This is a genomic window from Streptomyces polyrhachis (assembly GCF_042663125.1).
In the GTDB taxonomy this organism is placed as follows: Bacteria; Actinomycetota; Actinomycetes; order Streptomycetales; family Streptomycetaceae; genus Streptomyces; species Streptomyces polyrhachii.
On the sequence record NZ_JBHSZO010000016.1, the window covers coordinates 1 to 26119 of the forward strand.

At 72.6% G+C, this 26119-nt stretch carries 28 protein-coding genes; 17 read left to right on the forward strand and 11 right to left on the reverse strand.

Annotated features, from left to right (window positions below; all coding sequences use genetic code 11):
• Nucleotides 1-106: 106 nt before the first annotated feature.
• Nucleotides 107-1813 (reverse strand): glycerol-3-phosphate dehydrogenase/oxidase, encoded by a 1707-nt coding sequence (locus tag ACFQLX_RS12000; RefSeq protein ID WP_386414360.1) that lies wholly within the window; start codon nt 1811-1813, stop codon nt 107-109.
• 248 nt (nt 1814-2061) lie between these two features.
• Here ACFQLX_RS12000 and ACFQLX_RS12005 point away from each other — a divergent pair, with 248 nt between their 5' ends.
• From ACFQLX_RS12005 to ACFQLX_RS12020, 4 genes are all read left to right on the forward strand, one after another.
• Complete coding sequence (locus ACFQLX_RS12005; protein ID WP_386414361.1) at nt 2062-3327, forward strand: nucleotide sugar dehydrogenase; 1266 nt, start codon at nt 2062-2064, stop codon at nt 3325-3327.
• 73 nt (nt 3328-3400) lie between these two features.
• The gene (locus ACFQLX_RS12010) at nt 3401-3814 is read left to right on the forward strand and encodes a hypothetical protein (RefSeq protein ID WP_386414362.1); all 414 of its coding nucleotides are present in this window, start codon (nt 3401-3403) and stop codon (nt 3812-3814) included.
• Nucleotides 3815-3880: 66 nt separating this feature from the next.
• The gene (locus ACFQLX_RS12015; protein WP_386414363.1) at nt 3881-4195 is read left to right on the forward strand and encodes an AbrB/MazE/SpoVT family DNA-binding domain-containing protein; all 315 of its coding nucleotides are present in this window, start codon (nt 3881-3883) and stop codon (nt 4193-4195) included.
• Entirely contained in the window at nt 4192-4500 is a 309-nt protein-coding gene (locus ACFQLX_RS12020) for a hypothetical protein (RefSeq protein WP_386414365.1), read from the forward strand. The genes ACFQLX_RS12015 and ACFQLX_RS12020 overlap by 4 nt, the downstream gene beginning before the upstream one ends.
• A 73-nt stretch (nt 4501-4573) precedes the next feature.
• Here ACFQLX_RS12020 and ACFQLX_RS12025 read toward each other — a convergent pair whose 3' ends face one another.
• Entirely contained in the window at nt 4574-5683 is a 1110-nt protein-coding gene (locus tag ACFQLX_RS12025) for a GuaB3 family IMP dehydrogenase-related protein (protein ID WP_386414366.1), read from the reverse strand.
• Nucleotides 5684-5747: 64 nt separating this feature from the next.
• Nucleotides 5748-6449, reverse strand: a complete 702-nt coding sequence (locus ACFQLX_RS12030) for a FadR/GntR family transcriptional regulator (protein ID WP_386414367.1) — start codon at nt 6447-6449, stop codon at nt 5748-5750.
• Between the two features lie 146 nt (nt 6450-6595).
• Between ACFQLX_RS12030 and ACFQLX_RS12035 the strand changes: the two genes are divergently transcribed.
• Complete coding sequence (locus tag ACFQLX_RS12035) at nt 6596-7111, forward strand: gluconokinase (RefSeq protein WP_386414368.1); 516 nt, start codon at nt 6596-6598, stop codon at nt 7109-7111.
• A 120-nt stretch (nt 7112-7231) separates the two neighbouring features.
• Nucleotides 7232-8635: a GntT/GntP/DsdX family permease gene (locus tag ACFQLX_RS12040; protein ID WP_386414370.1), complete on the forward strand. Its 1404-nt coding sequence runs from the start codon at nt 7232-7234 to the stop codon at nt 8633-8635.
• Between the two features lie 338 nt (nt 8636-8973).
• Here ACFQLX_RS12040 and guaB read toward each other — a convergent pair whose 3' ends face one another.
• The 3 genes from guaB to ACFQLX_RS12055 form a co-directional block, all read right to left on the reverse strand.
• Nucleotides 8974-10479, reverse strand: coding sequence for an IMP dehydrogenase (guaB, locus tag ACFQLX_RS12045; protein WP_386414371.1), 1506 nt, complete (start codon nt 10477-10479; stop codon nt 8974-8976).
• Between the two features lie 164 nt (nt 10480-10643).
• A complete protein-coding gene (locus tag ACFQLX_RS12050; protein WP_386414373.1) occupies nt 10644-11252 on the reverse strand; it encodes a sigma-70 family RNA polymerase sigma factor in 609 nt (202 codons plus the stop codon).
• Nucleotides 11253-11525: 273 nt separating this feature from the next.
• Nucleotides 11526-12137, reverse strand: a complete 612-nt coding sequence (locus ACFQLX_RS12055) for a response regulator transcription factor (protein ID WP_003948568.1) — start codon at nt 12135-12137, stop codon at nt 11526-11528.
• 425 nt (nt 12138-12562) lie between these two features.
• Here ACFQLX_RS12055 and ACFQLX_RS12060 point away from each other — a divergent pair, with 425 nt between their 5' ends.
• Together ACFQLX_RS12060 and ACFQLX_RS12065 are read left to right on the forward strand one after the other, a co-directional pair.
• Complete coding sequence (locus tag ACFQLX_RS12060; protein ID WP_386414374.1) at nt 12563-12892, forward strand: WhiB family transcriptional regulator; 330 nt, start codon at nt 12563-12565, stop codon at nt 12890-12892.
• Nucleotides 12893-12985: 93 nt separating this feature from the next.
• Complete coding sequence (locus ACFQLX_RS12065; protein ID WP_386414375.1) at nt 12986-13699, forward strand: MOSC domain-containing protein; 714 nt, start codon at nt 12986-12988, stop codon at nt 13697-13699.
• A gap of 144 nt (nt 13700-13843) precedes the next feature.
• Here ACFQLX_RS12065 and ACFQLX_RS12070 read toward each other — a convergent pair whose 3' ends face one another.
• The 4 genes from ACFQLX_RS12070 to ACFQLX_RS12085 all read right to left on the reverse strand — a co-directional run bounded on the left by ACFQLX_RS12070 (nt 13844) and on the right by ACFQLX_RS12085 (nt 18073).
• The gene (locus ACFQLX_RS12070; protein ID WP_386414377.1) at nt 13844-14617 is read right to left on the reverse strand and encodes an SDR family NAD(P)-dependent oxidoreductase; all 774 of its coding nucleotides are present in this window, start codon (nt 14615-14617) and stop codon (nt 13844-13846) included.
• Nucleotides 14618-14751: 134 nt separating this feature from the next.
• A complete protein-coding gene (groL, locus tag ACFQLX_RS12075) occupies nt 14752-16374 on the reverse strand; it encodes a chaperonin GroEL (protein WP_386414378.1) in 1623 nt (540 codons plus the stop codon).
• A gap of 147 nt (nt 16375-16521) precedes the next feature.
• Nucleotides 16522-16830 (reverse strand): co-chaperone GroES, encoded by a 309-nt coding sequence (gene groES / locus ACFQLX_RS12080; RefSeq protein ID WP_386414379.1) that lies wholly within the window; start codon nt 16828-16830, stop codon nt 16522-16524.
• Between the two features lie 247 nt (nt 16831-17077).
• Entirely contained in the window at nt 17078-18073 is a 996-nt protein-coding gene (locus tag ACFQLX_RS12085; protein ID WP_386414380.1) for a polysaccharide deacetylase family protein, read from the reverse strand.
• 158 nt (nt 18074-18231) lie between these two features.
• On the opposite strand from ACFQLX_RS12085, the gene ACFQLX_RS12090 reads away from it, so the two are divergent.
• The 5 genes from ACFQLX_RS12090 to ACFQLX_RS12110 all read left to right on the forward strand — a co-directional run bounded on the left by ACFQLX_RS12090 (nt 18232) and on the right by ACFQLX_RS12110 (nt 22777).
• Nucleotides 18232-19434: a THUMP-like domain-containing protein gene (locus tag ACFQLX_RS12090; RefSeq protein ID WP_386414381.1), complete on the forward strand. Its 1203-nt coding sequence runs from the start codon at nt 18232-18234 to the stop codon at nt 19432-19434.
• Nucleotides 19427-20620: an alanine racemase gene (gene alr / locus ACFQLX_RS12095; protein WP_386414383.1), complete on the forward strand. Its 1194-nt coding sequence runs from the start codon at nt 19427-19429 to the stop codon at nt 20618-20620. The genes ACFQLX_RS12090 and alr overlap by 8 nt, the downstream gene beginning before the upstream one ends.
• Nucleotides 20613-21797, forward strand: a complete 1185-nt coding sequence (locus ACFQLX_RS12100) for an alpha/beta fold hydrolase (RefSeq protein WP_386414384.1) — start codon at nt 20613-20615, stop codon at nt 21795-21797. Before alr ends, ACFQLX_RS12100 begins: the two co-directional genes overlap by 8 nt.
• Before the next feature lie 166 nt (nt 21798-21963).
• Nucleotides 21964-22479 (forward strand): tRNA (adenosine(37)-N6)-threonylcarbamoyltransferase complex ATPase subunit type 1 TsaE, encoded by a 516-nt coding sequence (tsaE, locus tag ACFQLX_RS12105; RefSeq protein WP_386414386.1) that lies wholly within the window; start codon nt 21964-21966, stop codon nt 22477-22479.
• Nucleotides 22480-22609: 130 nt separating this feature from the next.
• On the forward strand, nt 22610-22777 hold the full coding sequence (locus tag ACFQLX_RS12110; RefSeq protein WP_386414387.1) for a hypothetical protein: 168 nt from the start codon (nt 22610-22612) through the stop codon (nt 22775-22777).
• A 45-nt stretch (nt 22778-22822) separates the two neighbouring features.
• Here ACFQLX_RS12110 and ACFQLX_RS12115 read toward each other — a convergent pair whose 3' ends face one another.
• Nucleotides 22823-23383 carry a hypothetical protein gene (locus ACFQLX_RS12115; RefSeq protein WP_386414389.1) on the reverse strand — a complete coding sequence of 187 codons (561 nt, stop codon included), beginning with the start codon at nt 23381-23383 and terminating at the stop codon, nt 22823-22825.
• Nucleotides 23384-23497: 114 nt separating this feature from the next.
• Between ACFQLX_RS12115 and tsaB the strand changes: the two genes are divergently transcribed.
• Genes tsaB through ACFQLX_RS12135 form a run of 4 tightly spaced genes read left to right on the forward strand, consistent with a single transcriptional unit; the run spans nt 23498 to nt 26100 of the window.
• A complete protein-coding gene (tsaB, locus tag ACFQLX_RS12120) occupies nt 23498-24151 on the forward strand; it encodes a tRNA (adenosine(37)-N6)-threonylcarbamoyltransferase complex dimerization subunit type 1 TsaB (RefSeq protein WP_386414390.1) in 654 nt (217 codons plus the stop codon).
• Entirely contained in the window at nt 24148-24660 is a 513-nt protein-coding gene (gene rimI, locus ACFQLX_RS12125; RefSeq protein ID WP_386414391.1) for a ribosomal protein S18-alanine N-acetyltransferase, read from the forward strand. Before tsaB ends, rimI begins: the two co-directional genes overlap by 4 nt.
• Complete coding sequence (tsaD, locus tag ACFQLX_RS12130; protein WP_386414392.1) at nt 24653-25825, forward strand: tRNA (adenosine(37)-N6)-threonylcarbamoyltransferase complex transferase subunit TsaD; 1173 nt, start codon at nt 24653-24655, stop codon at nt 25823-25825. The genes rimI and tsaD overlap by 8 nt, the downstream gene beginning before the upstream one ends.
• Complete coding sequence (locus tag ACFQLX_RS12135) at nt 25822-26100, forward strand: hypothetical protein (protein WP_386414393.1); 279 nt, start codon at nt 25822-25824, stop codon at nt 26098-26100. Before tsaD ends, ACFQLX_RS12135 begins: the two co-directional genes overlap by 4 nt.
• Nucleotides 26101-26119: the final 19 nt, after the last annotated feature.

Sequence of the window (26119 nt, forward strand, 5' to 3'; positions counted from 1 at the left end):
TCCCTATGGCTTTTCGGAGTTGTCGCGGAGAGGCCCCGCCCCCACAACGCAAAGCCCCCGCCCCCCAACGCGAAAGAAACGCCACCCCACAAAACAAGGAGGCCCCCTACAACGGAGCAATCTCCGGCGCCCCCAACCGCGCCGCATCAGCCGTAAGATCATCCGGCTGCAACTGCGACTCCCGCTCCGCGGCAACCCGCTTCTCGTAGTGCTCAACCTCCCGCAGCACCTGCGACTTGTCCCACCCCAACACCGGCGCCATCAACTCCGCACACTCCAACGCCACCCGCGTCCCCCGATCAAACGTCTCGATCGAAGCCCGAGTCCGCCGCGTGAGCACATCGTCCAGATGCCGCGCCCCCTCATGAGACGCCGCATAAACAACCTCAGCCCGCAGATAGTCATCCGCCCCCGACAGAGGCTCCCCCAACCCAGGATCCGCAGCGATGAGTTCCAGCACCTCGGTGGCCAACGACCCGTACCGGTTGAGCAGATGCTCGATCCGTGCCACGTGCACCCCCGAGGAAGCGGCGATCCGAGCCCGAGCGTTCCACAACGCCGCGTACCCCTCAGCCCCGATAAGCGGCACGTTCTCCGTCACACACGGCCCCACCCGCTGATCCAGCCCGTGCACCGCGGCGTCGACCGCGTCCTTGGCCATGACCCGGTACGTCGTGTACTTGCCCCCCGCGACCACCACGAGCCCCGGCACGGGATGCGCCACCGTGTGCTCCCGCGACAGCTTGCTGGTCGCCTCCGACTCCCCGGCGAGCAGCGGCCGCAGCCCCGCGTAGACCCCCTCCACGTCGTCCCGCGTCAGCGGCACCGCGAGCACGGAGTTCACGTGCTCCAGCAGATAGTCGATGTCCGCACTGGAAGCGGCAGGATGCGCCTTGTCCAGATCCCACTTGGTATCGGTCGTCCCCACGATCCAGTGCCGCCCCCACGGAATAACGAAAAGCACGCTCTTCTCGGTCCGCAGGATCAACCCCGTACTCGAGTGGATCCGATCCCGCGGCACGACCAGATGGATCCCCTTGGACGCCCGCACATGGAACTGCCCCCGCTCCCCCACCATGGCCTGCGTCTCGTCGGTCCACACCCCGGTCGCGTTGACGACCTGCCGCGCCCGGACCTCGAACTCCCCGCCCTGCTCCAGATCCCGCACCCGCGCCCCGACGACCCGCTCGCCCTCGCGCAGGAAGCCGACGACCCGCGCCCGGTTGGCGACCTGGGCCCCGTACGAGGCGGCGGTACGCACCAGCGTGGCGACGTAGCGGGCGTCGTCCATCTGGGCGTCGTAGTACTGGATGGCGCCGACCAGCGAGTCCTTGCGCAGGCAGGGCGCCACCTCCAGGGCCTTGCTCCGGGAGAGGTGGCGGTGCACCGGCATGCCGCGCCCGTGGCCGCTGGAGACGGACATCGCGTCGTAGAGCGCGACGCCGCTGCCGGCGTAGGCACGCTCCCAGCCGCGGTGGCGCAGGGGGTAGAGGAACGGCACCGGCTTGACCAGGTGGGGGGCGAGGCGCTCGGTGAGCAGCCCGCGCTCCTTCAGCGCCTCGCGCACCAGACCGAAGTCGAGCATCTCCAGGTAGCGCAGCCCGCCGTGGATCAGTTTGCTGGAGCGGCTGGAGGTCCCCGAGGCCCAGTCCCGCGCCTCGACGAGCCCGGTCGACAGCCCCCGGGTGGCCGCGTCCAGCGCGGTGCCCGCGCCGACCACGCCGCCGCCGATGACCAGGACGTCCAGCTCGTGCTCCGCCATCCGTGCGAGAGCCCCACCGCGTTCGGCCGGCCCCAACTTCGCTGTCCTCACCGCTGCCTCCGCTCCGACGCCGGCCCGGGGGTCGCCCGGGGAACCGACGCCACGTGCCGCCGTTGTCCCGTCTGTCGATTCTGTCCGCAGGAGCGCCGGTCGGCCAGCGTGCGCACACGACCCGCGGGCCCACGAACCGCAAGCCACCGGTCGGGGGCCGCCCCCGAGCTGCCGCCACCCGTGCGAACTTCCCCGCCCCCGGGGTTCGTATGCTGAATACCAGTCATATTCGCGTTTAGCCTGACAGCATGCCCGCCGACCTCGCCGTGATCGGACTCGGTCACCACGGCCTCCCGCTCGCCCAGGCCGCCACCACGGCGGCGATCGACACCCTCGGCTACGACCCGGACGCGCGGGCGGTGCACGAGCTGACGGCCGGGCGCCCGCCCGTGGACGGCTCGCTCTCCGCCGCCGAGATCCGCCGGATGCTCGGCAGCGGCTTCCGCGCCACCGGCGACCCCGCCGAGCTGGGCCGGGTGCGCACCGCGGTGCTGTGCGCGCAGACCCCGCTGGGTGCCGACGAGCACACCCTGGACCTGACGGCGCTGCGCGAGACGGCCCGTACCCTCGCGGCGAAGCTGCGCCCGCGCACCACGGTGATCCTCGAATCGCCCGTCTACCCGGGGACGACCGAGGGACTCCTGCGCTCGATCCTGGAGGAGGGCTCGGGGCTGCGCGCGGGCCGCGACTTCCACCTCGCGTACTCCCCCAGCAGGCACGACCCGGGCAGCCGCACCCACGACTACGCGCACATCCCGAAGGTCATCGGCGGCCTGACCCCGGCCTGCACGGAGGCGGCGGCGGTCTTCTACGGGCGCATCACCGACCGGGTCGTACGGGCCCGCAGCCCGCGCGAGGCGGAGGCGGTGAAGGTGCTGGAGACCAACTACCGCCACGTCAACATCGCCCTGGTCAACGAGATGTCCTGGTACTGCCACGACCTGGGCATCGACCTGTGGGACGTGGTGCGCTGCGCGGAGACCAAGCCCTTCGGCTTCCAGGCGTTCCGCCCCGGCCCCGGCGTCGGCGGCCACGGGGTGCCCATCGACCCCAACCACCTGCCGTACTCCACCCGCAGCCTGGGCTACCCGCTGCGGATGGTGGAGCTGGCGCAGGAGGTCAACGGGCGGATGCCGCGCTACGTCACCCAGCGCTGCGCCCAACTCCTCAACGAGCACGGCAAGTCGGTGCGCGGCGCCCGCGTGCTGCTGCTGGGGGTCACGTACAAGCCGGACCTGGCGGATCTGGAGGGCGCCCCGGCGCACGAGATCGGCTCGCGGCTGATGGAGCTGGGCGCGCACCTGTCCTTCCACGACCCGTACGTGATGCAGTGGCGGGTGCACGGCCATCCGGTGCCGCGCGCGGACTCGCTGTACGAGGCGGTGGCGGGCGCGGACCTGACGGTGCTGCTGCAGCAGCACCGCACCTACGACCTGCAGGGGCTGGCGGTGAAGGCGCAGCTGCTGCTGGACACCCGGGGGGCGTCGCCGGCGGGCGCGGCGGAGCGGCTGTGAGCCGGGGCGCGGGGGCGGGCGCGGATACGGGCGCGCGGGCGCCGGGCGGTTGGGCCGGATGAGCGAAACGACGATGCGGAACGAGTCCGCGGGCCACCGACCCGGCGTGCTGCCCGGCCTGCTGGCGGGGGCGGGGGCGGCGCTGGTGGGCGCGCTGCTGCTGGGGCCGCTGCAGGGAAGCTCCGGCCACCGGGTCCTCGAACTCGGCTATTTCGCACTGCTGTTGGGCGTGACGGTGGGTGCCGTGCTCGGCAGGGCGTCCGGCGCGGCGGCCCGCAGCCGCCGGGTCGCCCTGCTGGCGGTTCCGCTGGCACTGCTGGGCGTGCTGCTGACCCAGTGGCTGGCGTCGGCGGCCTACACCGGCTCCTGGCAGGAGGCGCTGCCCTTCTGGCGCCAGACGCTCCTCGGCGGGAACGACGTGACGTTCTTCGCGGTGGCGGCGGTCGAGGCGTACCTGGTGGCCAAGCGGGTCTCGCAGGGCATGTAGCACGGCATTACGGCATTGCGGCATTACTGCTTGACCGTATTGCGAGACCGGGTGGACACTGGTCGCATGACCTACCACGGCTACGTCGCTATCCAGGGCCGGGGCACCATGGCCCTCCCCGCCGAGCTGCGCCGTCGCTACCGGCTGGACGAGCCGGGTGCGCAGATCGAGCTGACCGAGCGGGCGGACGGCGTGATAGAGCTGCGTCCGGCGCTGCCCGTGCCCGTCGACCAGATGTGGTTCTTCACGCCCGGCCACCAGGCCGCCGAGCGTGAGGCCGAGGCCGACATCCGGCACGGCCGCTACCGCGACCACGACTCCGCCGCCGACCTGCTGGCCGCCCTCGAATCGATCAGCGGCGAGGAGACCCCGGGCCGGTGAAGTACCGCACCCTCGCCTCGTTCGACCGCGACTTCGCCCGGCTCCCCGCCGAGCACCGCCGGCTCTTCCTGGCGGCACTGCGCGAGCACTTCCTGCCGGCCATCGAAGCGGGCGGCTTCACCGGCACACCCCCCTGGCCCCGCCGGCTGCGCATCCACCGCCTTGCCGACAGCGAGGTCTACTCCCTGACCTGGAACTTCGCGGCTCCCGACGGCCGCGCCACTTTCCACCTGGAGAAGACCCCGAACGGCGAGCCGCTGCTGGTCTGGCGCCGCATCGGCGACCACGGCATCTACCGCGCCTGACCGCCGCGTACGCGAAGAGGCGGCCCCCACCGGCAGGAACCCGGCGGTGGCCGCCCCTCGGCGTCGCGCTCCGTCAGTGGGTGACGGTGACCTCCACGCGCTGGAACTCCTTCAGGTCCGAGTAGCCCGTCGTGGCCATCGCCCGCCGCAGCGCGCCGAAGAAGTTCATCGAGCCGTCGGGGGTGTGGGAGGGGCCCAGCAGGACCTCCTCCGTCGTGCCCACGGCGCCGAGGTTCATCACCTTGCCCCGGGGGACGTCCTCGTGCACGGCCTCCATGCCCCAGTGGTGCCCGCGCCCCGGCGCGTCCGTCGCGCGCGCCAGCGGCGAGCCCATCATCACCGCGTCCGCGCCGCAGGCCACGGCCTTGGACAGGTCGCCGGAGTGGCCCACGCCGCCGTCGGCGATCACGTGCACGTAGCGGCCGCCGGACTCGTCCATGTAGTCGCGCCGCGCCGCCGCCACGTCCGCCACCGCGGTGGCCATCGGCACCTGGATGCCCAGCACGCCGCGCGTGGTGTGCGCCGCGCCGCCGCCGAAGCCGACGAGCACGCCCGCCGCGCCCGTACGCATCAGGTGCAGCGCCGCGGTGTACGTGGCGCAGCCGCCGACGATCACCGGCACGTCCAGCTCGTAGATGAACTGCTTGAGGTTGAGCGGCTCCGCGGCGCCCGAGACGTGCTCGGCCGAGACGGTCGTCCCGCGGATGACGAAGATGTCGACGCCCGCGTCCACGACGGCCTTGGAGAACTGCGCGGTGCGCTGCGGGGAGAGCGCCGCCGCGGTGATGACACCGGCGTCGCGCACCTCCTTGATCCGCTGGCCGATCAGCTCCTCCTTGATCGGCTCCGCGTAGATCTCCTGCATCCGGCGGGTCGCCGTGCGCTCGTCCAGCTCGGCGATCTCCGCCAGCAGCGGCTCGGGGTCCTCGTAACGGGTCCACAGGCCCTCAAGGTTGAGCACGCCCAGGCCGCCCAGCTCGCCGATGCGGATCGCGGTCCGCGGGGAGACCACCGAGTCCATCGGAGCGGCCATGAACGGCAGTTCGAAGCGGTACGCGTCGATCTGCCAGGCGATCGAGACCTCCTTGGGGTCCCGGGTGCGCCGGCTCGGTACGACGGCGATGTCGTCGAAGGCGTACGCCCGCCGCCCGCGCTTGCCTCGCCCGATCTCGATCTCAGTCACGACCAACCCTTCCCTCGGTGTACGGACCCAGTATCGCCCCTGCGGGCCGCCCCCACCGCCCCGCTCACGGCGCCAGGACGTCCAGCTCCGCCAGCGCCCCCACCGTGATCTCCCGGGTCAGCGCCTCGGCCCGCTCGGCGTCGCGGGCGCGGATCGCCTCCGCCACCCGTACGTGCAGGGTGACGGCCGCCGGATCGGGCTCCTCGAACATCACCCGGTGCTCGGTGCGCGCGCTCAGCACCTCGCGCACCACGTCGCCCAGCCGCGCGAACATCTCGTTCCCGGACGCCTGCAGCACCACCCGGTGGAAGGCGATGTCGTGCACCAGGTACTCCCGCAGCCGGGGCCCGCGCGAGTTGGCGACCATCTCCACCGCACACCGGGTGATCTCGGCGCACTGCTCCGCGCTGGCGTGGAGCGCGGCCAACCCCGCCGCCGCCGGCTCGATCGCCGAGCGCAGCACGGTCAGGGAGCGCAGCTGGCGGGGGCGGTCGGCGCCGGCCATCCGCCAGCGGATCACCTGCGGGTCGAAGACGTCCCAGCGCGCGGGCGGCAGTACGGTGACGCCGACGCGGCGGCGCGACTCCACCAGGTGCATGGACTCCAGCACCCGGACCGCCTCGCGCACGACCGTGCGGGAGACGCCGAAGCGCTCCTCCAGCTCGTCGGTGCGCAGCACCGTGCCGGGCGGGTGCTCACCGGCCGCGATCGCCGGCCCGAGCGTCTCGAGAAGGCGGGCGTGCAGGCCCTGCCGGCTGGTCTCCATGGCGGGTTCATCCTACGCGGGGGCGCCGCTTTGTCGGACACGACCGTTAATTACGTATGACTTTTGCGTCACAGAGTCTTGAATAAGTAATACGTATGGCTCCACAGTGTGGGTGAGCAGTCAACGGAGACAGCGAGGTATCCCGGATGAACGACAAGCCCGTCGTGGTCGTCATGGGCGTGTCCGGTACGGGCAAGTCCACCGTCGGAGCGGCGCTCGCCGCCCGGCTGGACGTCCCGTACGCCGAGGCCGACGCCTTCCACTCCCCCGCGAACATCGCCAAGATGGCCGCCGGGCACCCCCTGGACGACGCCGACCGCGCCCCCTGGCTGGACGCGATCGGCGCCTGGGCGCGCGAGCGGGCCGGCGCCGGCGGCGTGGTCAGCTGCTCGGCGCTGAAGCGCGCCTACCGCGACCGGCTGCGGGCCGCCGCGGGCCCGGGCGTCTTCTTCGTGCACCTCACCGGCACCCCCGAGCTGATCGCCGAGCGACTCGCGGGCCGCCGGGGCCACTTCATGCCCTCCACCCTCCTGGACTCCCAGCTCGCCACCCTGGAGCCGCTGCAACCCGACGAGCCGGGCGTCGCCGTCTCCATCGACGCCGACCCGGCGGCCGTCACCGAGCAGGCGGCCGCCGCCGTACCGGGCCCCCTGGCCGCCTGACCCCCCTTTTCGTACGGGCCCGGGCCTTCCCGGACCCGTAGCAGAAGCCGCCCACGCCCCCCACGGGCGGTCGAACACCCGCACCACCAACCCGTAGAGACCGAACACAAGGACACCCCCATGCCGCATCTCAGTGCCGCGATGCTGGCGGCGGCCCCGGCTCCCGTCGAGCCCATCACCTCCGCCGGCCACGGGCAGCTCGCCCTGGCCGTACTCCTGGGCATAGCCGTCATCGTGCTGCTGATCACCAAGGCGAGGCTGCACGCCTTCCTCGCGCTGATCATCGGCTCCTTCACGCTGGGCGCCGTCGCCGGCGCCCCGCTCGACAAGGTCATCACCAGCTTCTCCACCGGACTGGGCAACACCGTCGCGGGCGTCGGCGTGCTCATCGCGCTGGGCGCCGTACTCGGCAAGCTGCTCGCCGACTCCGGCGGCGCGGACCAGGTCGTCGACACCATCCTGGCCAAGTCCAGCAACCGCGCGATGCCCTGGGCGATGGCCCTGATCGCCGGCATCATCGGGCTGCCGCTCTTCTTCGAGGTCGGCATCGTGCTGCTGATCCCGGTAGTGCTGCTGGTCGCCCGGCGCGGCAACTTCTCCCTGATGCGCATCGGCATCCCGGCCCTCGCCGGCCTGTCCGTGATGCACGGCCTGGTGCCCCCGCACCCCGGCCCGCTCGTCGCCATCGACGCGGTCGGCGCCAACCTCGGCGTCACCCTGGCGCTCGGCGTGCTCGTCGCCGTCCCCACCGTGATCATCGCGGGCCCGCTCTTCTCCCGCTACGCCGCCCGCTGGGTCGACGTCACCCCGCCCGAGGGCCTGATACCCCAGCGCCCCTCCGAGGACCTGGACAAGCGCCCCAGCTTCGCCGCCACCGTGGCCACCGTGCTGCTGCCGGTCGTGCTGATGCTGTCCAAGGCACTGGCCGACATCGTCATCGACGACCCGGCCAACAGCGTCCAGCGGGTCTTCGACGTCATCGGCGCCCCGCTGGTGGCCCTGCTCGCGGCCGTCCTCCTCGGCTTCTTCACCCTCGGCCGGGCGGCGGGCTTCACCCGCGACCGCATCGCCACGACAGTGGAGAAGTCCCTCGTCCCCATCGCCGGCATCCTGCTGATCGTCGGCGCGGGCGGCGGCTTCAAGCAGACGCTGATCGACATCGGCGTGGGCCAGATGATCCTGGACATCTCCCACGACTGGCACATCTCCGCCCTGCTGCTGGCCTGGCTGATCGCGGTCTGCATCCGCCTGGCCACCGGCTCCGCCACGGTCGCCACCATCTCGGCCGCCGGCCTCGTCGCCCCCCTCGCCGCAGGCATGGGCACCGCGGAGGTCTCCCTCCTGGTCCTCGCCATCGGCGCCGGCTCCCTCTTCTTCAGCCACGTCAACGACGCCGGCTTCTGGCTGGTGAAGGAGTACTTCGGCATGAGCGTCGGCCAGACACTGAAAACCTGGTCGGTCATGGAAACGATCATCTCGGTGGTAGGCATCATCTTCGTCCTACTGCTGTCCCTGATCGTCTAACCCAGCACACAAAGATCCCGGTGGCCCGCCCAGACTCCGAGCGGCCCACCGGGATCAACCATTCCATCCCACGCGACAAAGCCATCCCAGCCCGGCCGGCGCTTGAGGCCATGGCGCGAAGCGCCATTCCAGCCCGCCCGGCAGAACCGATCAGCGCGAAAGCACCCCATCCAGCCCGCCCGGCAGAGCCAATCAGCGCGAAAGCACCACCTACAGCCCGTCCGGCGCTTGAGGACGAGGCGCGAAGCGCCAATACAGCCCGGCCGGCGTTTGAGGCCAGAGCTGCGAAGCAGCGATCCGGGGGCCCGGGGGCGAAGCCCCCGCAGCGCAACCCGCACCTACCGCCGAGGGCTGTAGTTCGGCGCCTCGGTAGTCATCTGGATGTCATGCGGATGCGACTCCTTCAACCCCGCCGCAGTAATCCGCACGAACCGCCCGTTCTCCTTGACCTCGGGAATCGTCCGCCCCCCGACGTAGAACATCGACTGCCGCAACCCCCCGACCAACTGGTGCACCACCGAGGACAGCGGCCCGCGATAGGGCACCTGCCCCTCGATACCCTCCGCGATCAGCTGCTCGTCGGACTTGACCTCCTCCTGGAAGTACCGGTCCTTGGAGTACGACTTCGAGCCCCCGCGCGTCTGCATCGCACCGATCGACCCCATGCCGCGGTACGACTTGAACTGCTTGCCGTTGATGAACAGCAGCTCACCCGGCGACTCCTCGCAGCCCGCCAGCAGCGAACCCAGCATCACGGTGTCCGCGCCCGCCACGATCGCCTTGGCGATGTCGCCGGAGTACTGCAGACCGCCGTCGCCGATGACCGGCACCCCCGCGTCCTTCGCCGCCTGCGCGGCCTCGTAGATCGCGGTGACCTGCGGGACACCCACACCGGCGACGACGCGCGTCGTACAGATGGAGCCGGGGCCGACGCCGACCTTGATGCCGTCCACCCCCGCGTCGACCAGCGCCTGGGCGCCGTCCCGGGTGGCGATGTTGCCGGCGACCACGTCCACCGTGGAGTTCGACTTGATCTTCGCGGCCATGTCGGCCACCAGCCGCGAGTGGCCGTGCGCGGTGTCGACCACGATGAAGTCCACCCCGGCCTCGATCAGCGCCTGCGCCCGCTCGTAGGCGTCGCCGGCCACGCCGACCGCCGCGCCGACGATGAGCCGGCCCTCGGTGTCCTTGGCCGCGTTGGGGTACTTCTCGGCCTTCACGAAGTCCTTGACCGTGATGAGGCCCTTGAGCACGCCGGAGTCGTCGACCAGCGGCAGCTTCTCGATCTTGTGCCGGCGCAGCAGCTCCATGGCGTCCGCGCGCGAGATGCCGACCCGGCCGGTGATCAGCGGCATCGGCGTCATGATGTCGCGCACCCGCACGCTGCGGTCCGGCTCGAAGGCCATGTCGCGGTTGGTGACGATGCCCAGCAGCCGCCCCTCGCCGTCGGTGACCGGCACCCCGCTGATGCGGAAGCGCCCGCACAGGGCGTCAGCCTCGGCCAGGGTGGCGTCGGGGTGGATGGTGATCGGGTCGGTGACCATGCCCGACTCGGAGCGCTTGACCTGGTCGACGTGGCGCGCCTGGTCCTCGATGGAGAGGTTGCGGTGCAGTACGCCGGCGCCGCCCTGGCGGGCCATCGCGATGGCCATCCGGGCCTCGGTGACCTTGTCCATCGCGGCGGAGAGCAGCGGGACGTTCACCTTGACGTTGCGGGAGATGTGGCTGGAGGTGTCGATCTCGTGCGGCGCCATGTCGGCGGCGCCCGGCAACAGCAGCACGTCGTCGTAGGTCAGCCCGATGGTGGCGAACTTGGCGGGGACTTCGTCGACGTGGCTGCTCATAACACCCTTTCGCAAGGTCTTGCCCTGGTACGGACTGCCATGCTACTGGGCCCGGCAGCCTGCTTTCGCCCCGCCCCTGAGCGAAAGCTACGAACCACCCACCGCGAAACTGTCCGAACCTCCAAGGAAACCAGGGGAGATGGGCTGCGCCCCGCCCCGGTCGCTCACTCCCCGGCGAGGGCGCGCAGGCGGGAGAGCGCTCGGTGCTGGGCGACACGTACCGCCCCTGGCGACATGCCGAGGACCTGGCCCGTCTCCTCCGCCGAGAGGCCGACCGCGACCCGGAGCAGGACCAGCTCGCGCTGGGTCTCCGGGAGGCGGGCGAGGAGGCGCTGGGCCCACTCCGCGTCGCTGCGCAGCAGCGCCCGCTCCTCGGGGCCGAGGGAGTCGTCCGCCTGCTCCGGCATCTCGTCGGAGGGGACGGCGGTCGAGCCGGGGGAGCGCATCGCGGCCCGCTGCAGGTCGGCGACCTTGTGCGCGGCGATGGCGAAGACGAACGCCTCGAAGGGGCGCCCGGTGTCCCGGTAGCGCGGCAGTGCGCAGAGCACCGCCAGGCAGACCTCCTGGGCGAGGTCGTCGGTGAAGTGCCGCGCGTCGCCCGGCAGCCGCCGCAGCCGGGTGCGTACGTACCGCACGGCCAGCGGGTGGACGAGGCCGAGGAGGTCGTCGGTGGCCTGCTCGTCACCGTCGACGGCCAGCTGGACGAGATCGGCCAGACTGCCGCCGGAGCGGGGGGATGCTCCCTCCCCCGCCCTGATCTCGTCGCCACGCATCCGTCCATGGTGCCCTGCCCCAGGAGCATCCGAGACACCAGCCGGTGGACGATCTTCGTTGTAGACCGAAGCGTTATGAGCAGGCGCGGCGACCATGTCAACACCCTCCCGGTCCGGACCGTCCCCAAGGACCCTCATGCTTCAAGCATGCGGCATCGGGCGCGAAGCCCGCCCCGCCCGCAGCGGCCGGCCCGCCCGCAGAGCGGGCGGGTTGACGGCCGCGTCGTCGCCCGCACGGCGCCCGGGGGCGCCCGGAGGCCGGCGATGGACCCCTCAGCGCACCAGGCCCCAGCGGAAGCCGAGGGCCACCGCGTGTGCGCGGTCCGAGGCGCCGAGCTTCTTGAAGAGCCGGCGCGCGTGCGTCTTGACCGTGTCCTCGGAGAGGAACAGCTCGCGCCCGATCTCCGCGTTGGAGCGGCCGTGGCTCATCCCCTCCAGCACCTGGATCTCCCGCGCGGTGAGCGTCGGGGCGGCGCCCATCTCCGCGGAGCGCAGGCGCCTGGGGGCGAGCCGCCAGGTCGGGTCGGCGAGGGCCTGGGTGACCGTGGCCCGCAGCTCGGCGCGCGAGGCGTCCTTGTGCAGGTACCCGCGGGCGCCCGCGGCGACGGCCAGGGCCACGCCGTCCAGGTCCTCGGCCACCGTGAGCATGATGATCCGGGCGCCGGGATCGGCGGAAAGCAGCCTGCGGACCGTTTCCACGCCGCCCAGTCCGGGCATGCGCACGTCCATCAGGATCAGGTCCGAGCGATCGGCGCCCCAGCGGCGGAGGACTTCCTCGCCGTTGGCCGCCGTTGTCACACGCTCGACGCCCGGCACGGTCGCGACCGCGCGCCGGAGCGCCTCTCGGGCCAGGGGGGAGTCGTCGCAGACGAGGACGGATGTCATGGCCGCCCTCCGGAGCTGATGCGCGTCACCTTGAGCCTCCAGGGCTGATGCGATCTGTACAAAGCGTCTTGGCCGGCGATGGGGCTTCCGGACCGGTCGGTCCGGCGGCCTTCTCAACCGCTTCCGCACTCTCAACGACGGTCACCCGAAAGAGTTACGGGGGCTCCTCATGGCGCGCCTCGGGCGATCTCGCGGCGCCGGGCTCCGCTGCTTCCTCCCCGGAACTCTACGCGCGGGGGCGGTCACTCCACAGGGCCCTTGACAGGTGTCGGGCCCTCGTGCGCGTGACCTGATCGGAGGATTTACCGGCCCTCCATGTCGCTTATGAGCAGTTTTGGGCGAAGAGTAATATTTACATCTAGTTAGTAAGTAGACGTAGGCTTTTTCTGGAAGACGCCCTGTCCGCACCTTCAGAGGGATTTGTGATGGCTGACTTCTCACGCCTGCCGGGCCCGAACGCCGATCTGTGGGACTGGCAGCTCCTCGCCGCATGCCGTGGTGTCGACAGCTCGCTCTTCTTCCACCCGGAGGGCGAGCGGGGCGCCGCCCGCAGCGCCCGCGAGACCTCCGCCAAAGAGGTCTGCATGCGCTGCCCGGTACGAGCGGAGTGCGCGGCGCACGCGCTGGCCGTCCGTGAGCCCTACGGGGTGTGGGGCGGGCTGACGGAGGACGAGCGCGAGGCGCTCATGGGGCGGGCGCGGCACCGGATGGCCACCGCCACCACGGTCACCACGGTGGTGACGGTGGCGGACTGACCGGGTGGGGGCTGCCGCGCCGCGGGCGGGCGGGCGGGCCGGGGGTGGTTACCCCCTGGCCCGGGCGGGGGCGCTGCGGCTACCGTGCGGCGCATGAAGCTGCTCTCCGTGAACCTGGGCCATGCCCGCCACGCCCCCGACATCACCGACGCCGACAGCGGCGTCACCGGCATCGACAAGCGGCCCGCCCAGGGGGCGGTCGCCGTCTCCTCACCCGCGCCCGGCGTCGGTGGGCTGGCCGGCGACACCATCGGCGATCTGCGCCACCACGGTGGTGAGCACCAGGCCGTCTACGCCTTCGCCCGCGAGGACCTCGATGTCTGGGCCGCCGAGCTGGGGCGGGAGCTGCCCGGTGGGGTCTTCGGCGAGAACCTCACCACCGAGGGGGTCGACGTCAACGGTGCGCTGATCGGTGAGCGGTGGCGGGTGGGGGCCGATCTGGTGCTGGAGGTGGCCTCCGTCCGGATTCCCTGTCGGACCTTCGCCGGGTGGCTGGAGGAGCAGGGGTGGGTGCGGCGCTTCACCGAGGCCGCGGCGCCGGGGGCTTATCTGCGGGTGGTCTCGCCCGGGGAGGTCCGGGCGGGGGATTCCGTCGAGGTCGTGCATCGGCCTGAGCACGAGGTGACGGTTTCTTTTCTCTTCCGGGCGCTGACCCGTGAGCGGGGGTTGCTGCCTCGGGTGCTGGTCGCGGGGGAGGCGTTGGATCCTGGGGTTCGGGAGAAGGCGGTGGCGTACGTCGAGAAGTACGGGGACGGGGGCTTCGTGCTTGGGGCGGGGCCTCTCCGCGACAACTCCGAAAAGCCATAGGGATTCACTGGCCATCGGTCGATTTGCTGCTCTGTCGGGGGCCTGCGTTGCGGTGCGTCTTTTCGGAGTCGTCGCTCCGGGCCCCTCACACGGGCGGGTGGGTTCCTGGTGCGCTCGGTGCGGACAACTCCCTTTCTTTTTGGGTTATTTGGGGCCGTATTTGCGGCCTGCTCCTGAGGAGACTCTGCCTAGTAGGGAGCGGGGGATCAGTCTGGTCGCGGTCAGGAGGGCCTTGTAGCGGGGGTCGGGGACCGAGAGGGTTTTGCCTTTTTTCAGGTCGTTCAGGGCTTCTTTGACCAGGTTGTCCGCGTCCAGCCACATCCAGTGGGGGATGTTGGTTGTGCCCATGCCGGCTCGTTCGTGGAACTCCGTGCGGACGAAGCCGGGGCACAGGGCCATCAGGTGTACGCCTGTGCCTGTCAGGTCGCGGGCCGCGCCCTGGGTGAACTGCACTACGTATGCCTTGCTGGCGCCGTAGGTGCCCCGGGGGACGAAGGCTGCTACCGAGGCCACGTTCACTACGGAGCCCCTGCCTCGGGTGCGCATCGCCTCGGTGGCGGCGGAGGTCAGGCGCAGGACCGTTTCGCAGTGCAGTTTGAGCATGCGCAGTTCGTCGGCCATGGAGACCTCCAGGTAGCGGCCCTTGAGGCCGAAACCCGCGTTGTTGACGAGGAGGTCGACGGGGTGGGTCTGGTCGCGTAGGCGGGCTGCGGTCTTCTCGATGCCCTCGTCTTCGGTGAGGTCCGCGGGGAGTACCTCGACCTCGATGCGGTGGCGGTCGTGGAGGTCGTCCGCCTGGCGGCGCAGGCGTTCGGCGTCTCTGGCCACCAGCACCAGGTTGTGGCCTCTCGCGGCCAGTTGGCGGGCGAAGGCTGCGCCGATGCCGGCGGTGGATCCTGTGATCAGGGCGGTTGGCATGGGCATCAGTATGGACGCCCCGAAGCCCGGTCCGCCCTTGGAGGGCGGACCGGGCTTCGGGGCGGTGCGGGCCTCGGGGCGGGGGCTCAGGCGCTCAGATGTCCGGGGCCTGGGCTTCCCTGCCGGTCAGCTCGTCAGTGCGCGTGGCCGTGGCCGCCGGCGGCCTCGGCCTTCTCCTCCTCCGGCTTCTCCACGACGGCGGCTTCCGTCGTGAGGAGCAGGGAGGCGATGGAGGCGGCGTTCTCCAGGGCGGAGCGGGTGACCTTCACCGGGTCGATGACGCCCTGCTTGACCAGGTCGCCGTACTCGCCGGTGGCGGCGTTGTAGCCCTGGCCGGCCGGGAGGTCGGCGACCTTGGAGGTGATGACGTAGCCCTCCTGGCCGGCGTTCTCCGCGATCCAGCGCAGCGGCTCGACCGAGCCGCGGGCGATGATCGAGACGCCGGTGGCCTCGTCGCCCGTCAGGCCCAGGTTGTCGGCGAGCACCTTCGCGGCGTGCACGAGCGCGGAGCCACCGCCGGAGACGATGCCCTCCTCGACGGCCGCGCGGGTGGCGGAGATGGCGTCCTCCAGGCGGTGCTTGCGCTCCTTGAGCTCCACCTCGGTGGCGGCGCCGACCTTGATGACGCAGACGCCGCCGGCCAGCTTGGCCAGGCGCTCCTGCAGCTTCTCGCGGTCCCAGTCCGAGTCGGTGGACTCGATCTCGGCCTTGATCTGGTTGACGCGGCCCTCGACCTCCTCGCCGGCGCCGGCACCGTCGACGATGGTGGTCTCGTCCTTGGTGACGACCACGCGGCGGGCAGAGCCCAGCACGTCCAGGCCGACCTGGTCGAGCTTGAGGCCGACCTCCTCGGAGACGACCTGGCCGCCGGTCAGCGCGGCGATGTCGCCGAGCATGGCCTTGCGGCGGTCACCGAAGCCCGGGGCCTTGACGGCGACCGAGTTGAAGGTGCCGCGGATCTTGTTGACCACCAGGGTGGAGAGCGCCTCGCCGTCGACGTCCTCGGCGATGATCAGCAGCGGGCGGGAGGCCCCGGACTGCATGATCTTCTCCAGCAGCGGCAGGAGGTCCTGGATGGAGGAGATCTTGCCCTGGGTGATGAGGATGTACGGGTCCTCCAGGACGGCCTCCATCCGCTCCTGGTCGGTGACCATGTACGGCGAGAGGTAGCCCTTGTCGAAGGCCATGCCCTCGGTGAAGTCCAGCTCCACACCGAAGGTGTTGGACTCCTCGACGGTGATGACACCGTCCTTGCCGACCTTGTCCATGGCCTCGCCGATCAGCGCGCCGACCTGCTCGTCCTGGGCGGAGAGCGAGGCGACGGCGGCGATGTCGGACTGGTCCTCGATCGGGCGGGCCGTCTTCAGCAGCTCCTCGGAGACGGCGGCGACGGCGGCGTCGATGCCCTTCTTCAGGGAGGCCGGGGAGGCGCCGGCGGCGACGTTGCGCAGGCCCTCGCGGACGAAGGCCTGGGCCAGGACGGTGGCGGTGGTGGTGCCGTCACCGGCGACGTCGTTGGTCTTGGTGGCGACCTCCTTCACCAGCTGCGCGCCGAGGTTCTCGAACGGGTCCTCGACCTCGACCTCGCGGGCGATGGTGACACCGTCGTTGGTGATGGTGGGGGCGCCGAACTTCTTGTCGATGACGACGTTGCGGCCCTTGGGGCCGATCGTCACCTTGACCGCGTCGGCAAGCTTGTTGACGCCGCGCTCGAGGGCGCGCCGGGCGTCCTCGTCGAACTTCAGGGTCTTGGCCATGGGATTGGGTGTGTCCTCTCAAGTGCCCGTCAAGAGCCGGAGCCCCGGTCCCCGCCCTGTCGCTTAGCGCGGAGGTGTTGGGTGGGGCCGGGGCTCTGACTGCAGCTGGCTGCTGTCGGCTGCTTGCGCTGCCGGTCTTACTCGGTCTTACTTCTCGATGATCGCGAGCACGTCGCGGGCCGAGAGGACGAGGTAGTCCTCGCCGTTGTACTTCACCTCGGTGCCGCCGTACTTGCTGTAGAGAACGAGGTCGCCGACGGAGACGTCGAGCGGCAGGCGGTTGCCGTCCTCGAAGCGGCCCGGGCCCACGGCCAGGACGACGCCCTCCTGGGGCTTCTCCTTGGCCGTGTCCGGAATGACCAGGCCCGAAGCCGTGGTCTGCTCGGCGTCGAGCGGCTGGACCACAATGCGGTCCTCGAGCGGCTTGATGGCAACCTTGGAGCTGGCGGTCGTCACGATCCGACCTCCCCCTTCGGAGATCTGCGGGGTCATATGTCTGGGGTGGCGACCTGGTAGGCCCGTCGTCGCGGGTGCCGGACCTGCCCTGTCGCGGTTGGCACTCTCCAGTGGAGAGTGCCAGGGGCGAGCCTAGGACGACTGCTGGCACTCGGTCAAGCGGAGTGCTAATGCGTCGGGGGTCGGGGCCGCAACCCGGACGGCGGAAAGGTGCTCTGACGGGACGTCGGGCACGGTGGCGGGGCGCTCACACGTAGTCCTCCAGCCGGGCCACCGCGAAGCCCTCCGCGTCGGCCTTGCGCAGCACCTGCCGTACGACGTCGGGCATCGTGCCCTTCCAGTCCGCCCGGCCGCGGAAGTGCGTGAGCACGATGTCGCCGGGCTGGAAGGACCGCGAGGCGCGGCGGTAGGCCCAGCGGTCGGGGAAGACCTCCTGCTCCCACAGCGGCACGACCTCCACCCCGCAGGAGGCGGCGGCGCGCAGCGAGTCGCCGTTGTAGTTGCCGAACGGCGGGCGGAAGAGGCGCGGGGCGGTGCCGAACTCCCGGCGCAGCCGCTCCTGCTGGCCGCAGATCTCGCGGCGCTGGGCCTCGTAGGGCATGAGGCGCAGGTTGGGGTGGGTGAGGGTGTGGTTGTTGAGCGCCACCCCGGCGTCCTGCATCTCGTGGAAGTAGGGGTAGTCCTCACTGGCCAGGAAGTCGGAGAGGAAGGCGCTGTAGGGGACGCCGAGTTCGCGCATCATGCGGATCAGCTCGGGGTCCTTGTCCTTGCCGTCGTCGATGGTCAGGAAGATGACCTTCTCGTCCGTCGGGACGCGGGTGATCACGGGAGGCAGTCCGGCGCCGCCACCGGTGGTCTCGAAGCCGCGCGGGGTGGTCAGGCGCGGTTTGGCCGCCGGGGGCAGCGGTGCCAGCAGCGGTGCCCTGGCCAGGCCCCAGGTGCGGGCGGCGGCAGTGCGGCGGGCGTGGGCGCGCGACTGGCGCCAGGCGTCGTAGGCCAGCGCGCGCGCCTCGGTGGAGCGGTACGCCCGCACGGAGGCGGGGGCGGCGGCGGTGCGGCTGTCGAGCAGGACGTCCGCCGGGGTGCGGGGGTTGCGGGCGTCCGCGAGGTCGTGTTCGGGGGATTCACCGGATCGGCCGCAGGAGGTGGCGGCCAGTGCGGTGAGCAGGAGGACGGCGAGGGCGGTGCCGGTCCGCCGGGTCCGGAGGGTTCGAGGGGTTCGAGGAGTTCGAGAGGTCCCCAAGGAGGTGCGCCGCCTCCCTTTTTCTTCATTTCGCCTTACTTGTCTTACTAGTTGCATAAGCGGGATATTGGCAGCTTGGGCTGTTTCTTCCGGGGCGGCGCCCCGGAGGCGTCCACCGGCCGGCCGACAGCCGGCGGGTGGTGCCGGAGAATGGGCCCGTGCGCTCCCCCGAAGACCTCGCCGCCCTGCGCTCCCCCGAGGGCCGCGCCCTGCTCGCCGAACTCCGCGACCACGACCCCGGCCAGGCGCTCGCCCTGGCCACCCGGCTGCGCCGCGACCACCCGGTCGAGCTGGTCTCCGCCGCGCTGACCCAGGCCCGGCTGCGCCAGCGGGCGGCGGCGAAGTTCGGCGCGGACGCGGGGCGGATGTACTTCACCCCCGGCGGCGTGGAGCAGGCCACCCGTACCGTCGTGGCCGAGCACCGCGCGGCGCGCTTCAAGGAGCTGGGGGTCAGCGCGCTGGCCGACCTGTGCTGCGGCAACGGCGGCGACGCCCTCGCCCTGGCCCGCGCCGGCATCCGCGTACTGGCCGTCGACCTCGACCCGCTGACGGCCGCCGTCGCCCGCGCCAACGCCGAGGAGCTGGGCCTGGCCGACCTGGTCGAGGTGCGCTGCGCCGACGTCACCGACGTGGACGTCTCCGACTACGACGCCGTCTTCTGCGACCCCGCCCGGCGCGGCGCCCGCGGGCGGATCTTCGACCCCGAGGCGTACTCCCCGCCCCTGTCCTGGGCGATGGAGGTCGCCGGGCGCGTCTCGCACGCCGCGCTCAAGGTCGCCCCCGGCATCCCGCACGAGCTGGTCCCCGCGGGCGCCGAGGCCGAGTGGATCTCGGACGGCGGCGACGTGAAGGAGGCGGTGCTCTGGTTCGGCACGCCCACCCCGGGCGTGCGCGCCACGCTGCTGCCGGACGGCGCCACCCTGCACACCTCCCTCGCCGCCAAGCTCCCCGACCCGCCCGTGCGCCCGGTCGGCCGCTTCCTCCACGAGCCCGACGGCGCCGTCATCCGCTCCCACCTGGTCGCGGAGGCCGCCCGGCAGATCGACGGCGGGCTCATCGACGAGACCATCGCCTACCTCACCTCCGACACCCTGGTACGCACCCCGTACGCGACCCCGTACAAGATCAGCGACGTCCTCCCCTTCAGCCTCAAGCGGCTCAGGGCCCTCCTGCGCGAACGCGGCGTCGGCACCCTCACGGTGAAGAAGCGCGGCTCCGCCATCGAGCCCGAGGAGCTGCGCCGCAAGGTCAAACCCGCCGGTCCGAACTCCGCCACCGTCTTCCTCACCCGCGTCGCCGGAGCGCCCTCGATGCTCATCGGCACCCCCGTGCGGGATGCGACACTGGGCGGCGATGACTGAGACACCGACGCGGATCAGGGCCGAGATCGATCTGGAGGCCGTACGGGCGAACGTGCGCGCCCTGCGCGCCGCCGCGCCCACCGCGCAGCTGATGGCCGTGGTGAAGGCCGACGGATACGGGCACGGCGCCGTCCCCTGCGCCCGCGCCGCCCGCGAGGCCGGCGCCGCCTGGCTGGGCACCGCCACCCCGCAGGAGGCCCTGGCCCTGCGCGCGGCCGGCGACACGGGGCCGGTGCTGTGCTGGCTGTGGACGCCCGGCGGCCCCTGGCGCGAGGCCGTCGAGGCCGGTATCGACGTCTCGGTGAGCGCGCTGTGGGCGCTGCGGGAGGTGGCCGCCGCCGCGCGCGCCTCGGGCCGCACCGCCCGCATCCACCTCAAGGCCGACACGGGCCTGGGCCGCAACGGCTGCGCGCCCGCCGACTGGGCCGGGTTGACCGCCGCCGCGCGGGCCGCCGAGGCGCGGGGCACGGTGCGCGTCACCGGCCTGTGGTCGCACTTCGCCTGCGCCGACGAGCCCGGCCACCCCTCCGTCACCGCCCAGCAGAGCGCCTTCCGCGAGGCACTGGCCGTCGCCGAGGGCTGCGGACTGCGCCCGGAGGTGCGCCATCTGGCGAACTCCCCCGCCACGCTCACCCTGCCGGACAGCCACTACGACCTGGTCCGCACCGGCGTCGCCGTCTACGGCATCTCCCCCAGCCCCGAGCTGGGCACCCCCGCCGAGCACGGACTGCGGCCCGCCATGACGCTGCGGGCCGCCCTGGCCTCCGTCAAGCGCGTCCCCGCCGGCCACGGCGTCAGCTACGGCCACCGCTACACCACCACCGGCGAGACCACCCTCGCGCTCGTCCCCGCCGGATACGCCGACGGCGTCCCGCGCCACGCCTCGGGCGCCGGCCCGGTGCTGGTCGGGGGCAAGTGGCGGCAGGTCGCCGGGCGGGTGGCGATGGACCAGTTCGTCGTCGACCTGGGCGCCGACTCCGCCGCCCCCGGCGACGACGCGGTCCTCTTCGGCCCCGGCGACGGGGGCGAGCCCACCGCCGAGGACTGGGCGCGGGCGGCGGGCACCATCGCGTACGAGATCGTCACCCGGATCGGCGCGCGGGTGCCCCGCGTCTACCTCGGCAAGAGCGGCGAGAACGACGGGGACGCCGGCAGCGGCACTGACGGAGGAGCCGGTCATGGCTGACAGCGGGGCGGCGGGCGACGGGAGTTGGGCGGGGCGCGCCGGGATCGCGGGCGCGGCGATAGGAGTGGTCGCCGCCGGGGCCGCGGCCGGGATCGCGCTGGAGCGGCTGACGGTCGGCCGCGGGATACGGCGCAAGGCCCGCATGGCCCTGGACGCCGCCAGCCCGTACGGCGCCCTGCACGCCGCCCCCGCCACCGTCCGCGCCGAGGACGGGACGGAGCTGCACTACGAGGTCGAGGAGGTCGCCGACCACGCCGAGCCGGCGCCGGCGCCGCTGCACCGCCGCGTCTTCTCCCGCAAGGGGCCGCCGCCCCTGACGGTGGTCTTCTGCCACGGCTACTGCCTCAACCAGGACGCCTGGCACTTCCAGCGCCTCGCCCTGCGCGGCCGCCTGCGCACCGTCTACTGGGACCAGCGCAGCCACGGCCGCTCCGGGCGCGGGCCGGCGGGCGCGCCGGTCACGATCGAGCAGCTCGGCCGCGATCTGAGGGCCGTGCTGGACGCCGCCGTCCCCGAGGGGCCCGTGGTGCTGGTGGGGCACTCGATGGGCGGCATGACGGTGATGGCGCTGGCCGCCGAGTACCCGGACTACGTGACCGAGCGGGTGGCCGGCGTCGCCTTCGTCGGCACCTCCGCCGGCGGGCTTGAGCAGGTCGACTTCGGGCTGCCCCTCGCCGGCATGCGGGCGGTGCGGCGCCTCGTCCCCGGGGTGCTGAAGGCGCTGGGCAGCTCCCAGGTCACGACGGATCTGGTGGAGCGCGGCCGGCGGGCCACCGCCGACCTCTTCGCCGGCCTCATCAAGCGCTACTCCTTCGACTCCCTCGACGTGGACCCGGCCCTCGCCCGCTTCGCGGAACGCCTGATCGAGTCCACCCCGATCGACGTGGTGGCGGACTTCTACCCGGCCCTCCTCGCCCACGACAAGACCGCTGAGCTGGCCGCCTTCGCCGGCATCCCGGCGCTGGTGCTGGTGGGCGAGAAGGACCTCGTCACCCCGGCCTCGCACAGCGAGGTGATCGCCGCACAGCTGCCCGACGCGGAGCACGTCGTCGTACCGGAGGCCGGCCACCTGGTCCTGCTGGAGCGCCCGGAGGCGGTACAGGAGGCCCTGTCAGCACTGCTGGAACGGGCGGCGACACCAACCGGCCAGGCGACGAAGGGCCGACAACGGCTCTGAGGGCCCTCGCGCCTGTCTGAAGTTCCCCGTCGCCCGTGCACGCGGTGTCCGGTGCGTGCTCTCGGTGTGCGGTGGATCAGGTCATGTGGCGGAGCCACCTGTCCTGATCCACCGTGCGGCGAGAGTGCGTGCTGGGCGCCGCGTGGGAGCCTCTAGGGTGGCTGGCATGCAGGATGTGTACACACAGCTCACCGTCCGGTCGCCCGAGGAGATGCGCGAGCTGGGACGGCGGCTCGCCGGGCTGCTGCGGGCGGGCGATCTCGTCCTCCTCACCGGGGAGTTGGGCGCCGGCAAGACGACACTGACCCGCGGGCTCGGCGAGGGCCTGGGCGTACGCGGCGCCGTCACCTCGCCGACCTTCGTCATCGCCCGCGTCCATCCCCCCCTCGCCGGGGGGCCGCCGCTGGTGCACGTGGACGCGTACCGGCTGGGCGGCGGGCTGGACGAGATGGAGGACCTGGACCTCGACGTCTCGCTGCCGGACTCCGTCGTCGTCGTGGAGTGGGGCGAGGGCAAGGTCGAGGAACTGGCGGAGGACCGGCTGCACGTGCTGATCGCGCGGGCGGTGGGTGGCTCGACCGACGGGGCCGGCGAGTCCGACGAGGGCGGGGTGCGCGAGGTGACGCTCGTGGGCGTCGGCGGGCGGTGGGCGCACAGCGCGCTGGCGGCGGTCGCGCGCTGAGCCTTCCGTGCGGGGCTTTCGTACGGGCCCGCGCGCACCCCTCGTACGTTCCGACGAAGATGCCCGGTGATGCCGACAGCGTGTCGGCAAGGCGTTGCACGCGGCCGGGCGGCCGTGGTGCCATGGCCGTATGCCGCAGACCGGGAAGCACCCAGAGCAGCGGCCGTCGATGCAGGAGCTCCTCGCCGCGGGAGCCGCGGCGCAGGCGGTCTGCACCCCGCCGCGGGATGACCCGGCGGAGTCCGCGGCGGGCGAGCCTCCGCCCCGGACGGAGGCCGGGCGGCGCGAGGCCGCGTAACCCGTTCGGGTGAACCGGCCGGAGCTGTGTGGCCGTCAGCGGCCGTCAGCGGACGACGACCACCGGCGTCCCGACGCCCGCGAAGGACCACATCGCGTCGCCGTTCGCCCGCGCCGAGCGGATGCCGCCCGTCTTGCGCTTGCCGTCGGCGGGCGGCGCGGTCGAGCCGTCCACCGCCGAGCTGAAGCCGATGACGACCTCGCCGACGCTGGTGAAGCGCACCACGTGCTCGATGCGCACCCCGTCCGAGCCGGTGATCTCGTTCGACCGGGTGCTGACGCGGTACTTCCCCGGCACCGGGCTGACGCTGCTGGGCGTCACCTCGTACGTGCGCCGCACCGAGCCGTCCTGGCCGACCAGCCACACCCGCTCGGCGCCCAGCGCGTAGACCACGCGCTTGCCGGAGCCGGAGTTCGCGGGCAGCGCGGTGGGGGCGCCCTTGCGGCCCGGGGCGGCGGAGGACTCCCCGGCCGGGGCGGACGAGCGCGCCACCTCGCCCGGCTCGGGCTCGTTGGCCCCCGCCTGGAAGGCGAGGAAGCCGACGACCGCGAGCGCGGCGGCGGTCAGCACCGCCACGAACGTTCCGGGGTTGCTACGGCGTGCCACGTGCCTGACCTCCGCTGGGCCTTCGACCGGATCCCCCCTGCCGGGGGCTACCCCCGGACCGTACTCCAGTCCGGGCGCGCGGGGCGGGCGGGGCGGACCCGTTAGGCTCATCGTGTGCTACTGCTCGCCCTGGACACCGCCACCCCCGCCGTCACCGCCGCCCTCCACGACGGCTCCCGCGTCGTGTCCGACAGCCACCAGGTGGACGCCCGCCGGCACGGCGAGCTGCTGCTGCCCGCCGTGGACCGGGTGCTGGCCGAGGCCGGGCGCTCGCCGGCCGAGGTGACGGACATCGTGGTGGGCGTCGGCCCCGGTCCGTACACCGGACTGCGCGTCGGGCTGGTCACCGCCGAGACCCTCGGCGCCGCCCTGGGCGCCCGCGTCCACGGCCTGTGCACGCTCGACGGGCTGGCCTACGCCTCCGGGCTGACGGGGCCGTTCGTCGTGGCGACCGACGCGCGCCGCAAGGAGGTCTACTGGGCGCGCTACGCGGACTCCCGTACGCGCCTGGGCGAGCCCGCCGTCGACCGCCCCGCCGGGATCGCCGCCGAGGTCGCGGGGCTGCCCGCCGTCGGCGCCGGCGCGGAGCTGTACCCGGAGGTCTTCCCCGACGCCCGCCCCCCGGCCCACCAGAGCGCCGCCGCGCTGGCCTCCCTCGCCGTGGAGCGCCTGGCGCGCGGCGAGGAGCTGCCGGCGCCGCGCCCGATGTACCTGCGGCGGCCCGATGCGCAGGTGCCGGCCGGGTACAAGGCGGTCACCCCCAAGTGACGCCCCCGGAAAGCCCGTTGGCCGGCGAGGTGCGGCTGCGCCCCATGCGCTGGTGGGACATCCCCGCCGTGCTGGAGCTGGAGCACGACCTCTTCCCCGAGGACTCCTGGTCGGAGGGGATGTTTTGGTCGGAGCTGGCGCACACGCGCGGGGCGCGCGCCAGCCGCTACTACGTGGTCGCCCAGGACCGCTCGGGCCGCCTCCTGGGCTACGCGGGACTGGGCGCCCCCGCCGACCAGGGCGACGTGCTGACCATCGCCGCCGCCCGCTCCACCTGGGGCGGCGGCCTGGGCCCGCGCCTCCTGCACGACCTGCTGGACGCCGCCGCCGCGCGCGGCTGCACGGAGGTCCTGCTGGACGTACGCGCCGACAACCCGCGCGCGCAGCGGATGTACGAGCGCTTCGGCTTCAAGGAGATCGGCGTGCGCCGCGGCTACTACCAGCCGGCGAACGTGGACGCGCTGGTCATGCGGCGCGAGATGAACGGCAAGGAAGAGACGTATGGCTGACTCCCGCAGCGCCTCCCATCCCACCCTCCGCAGGGAGGAACCGCTGGTCCTGGGCATCGAGACCTCCTGCGACGAGACCGGCGTGGGCATCGTGCGCGGCCGTACCCTGCTGGCCGACGCGGTGGCCTCCTCGGTCGACGAGCACGCCCGTTTCGGCGGCGTGGTGCCGGAGGTGGCCAGCCGGGCGCACCTGGAGGCGATGGTCCCGACCATCGAGCGGGCGCTGAAGGAGGCGGGCGTCGCGCCGCGCGACCTCGACGGCATCGCGGTCACCGCCGGTCCCGGTCTGTCGGGCGCGCTGCTGGTGGGCGTCTCGGCGGCCAAGGCGTACGCCTACGCGCTGGGCAAGCCGCTCTACGGCGTCAACCACCTGGCCTCGCACATCTGCGTCGACCAGCTGGAGCACGGGCCGCTGCCCGAGCCGACGATGGCGCTGCTGGTCTCCGGCGGGCACTCCTCGCTGCTGCTGGCCCCGGACATCACCTCGGACGTACGGCCGCTGGGCGCGACGATCGACGACGCGGCGGGCGAGGCGTTCGACAAGATCGCCCGGGTGCTGGGGCTGGGCTTCCCGGGCGGGCCGTTCATCGACCGGGCGGCGCTGGAGGGCGACCCGAAGGCGATCCGCTTCCCGCGCGGGCTGACGGGGCCGCGCGACGCGGCGTACGACTTCTCCTTCTCGGGGCTGAAGACCTCGGTGGCCCGCTGGGTCGAGGCGCGCCGGGCGGCCGGGGAGCCGGTGCCGGTGGCGGACGTGGCGGCGAGCTTCCAGGAGGCGGTCGCGGACGTGCTGACCCGCAAGGCGGTGCGGGCCTGCAAGGACAACGGGGTCGGCCATCTGATGATCGGCGGCGGGGTCGCGGCCAACTCCCGGCTGCGGGCGATGGCCCAGCGCCGCTGCGAGGACGCGGGCATCGTGCTGCGGGTGCCGCGCCCCGGGCTGTGTACGGACAACGGGGCCATGGTGGCGGCGCTGGGCGCGGAGATGGTCGCCCGGGGGCGTACGCCCTCGGCGTGGGACCTGTCGGCGGACTCCTCGCTCCCGGTGGAGGAGACGCACGTACCGGACCCGGCGTACCAGCACGGGCACGAGCACGGGCACGGGTCGGACGACCACGACCACGTGCACGAGCAGGAGCTGCGCAAGGGCAACCTGTACGAATGACGGTCACGCTGATGTGGGAGGCGAAGGCCGCCTCCGGCCGGGGCGCGGAGCTGCTGGCCTGGGCGCGGGCCCAGGACCTGGCGCGCACGCCGCTGCGGCGGGAGGTCCTCACGGCCCCCGGTGAGCGGGTGCTGACGCTCACCTGGTGGCCGGGCCCCTACGAGGCGCCGGCACCGGAGCTGCCCGATCCGCCGGCGGAGTTGCTGGCCCGCCCGGTCCACCGCTGGCGCTTCGAGTCGGTGGCGGTGACCGAACCGGACGGGCCCGCCGCCTGATCCGGGAGCACACTGGACC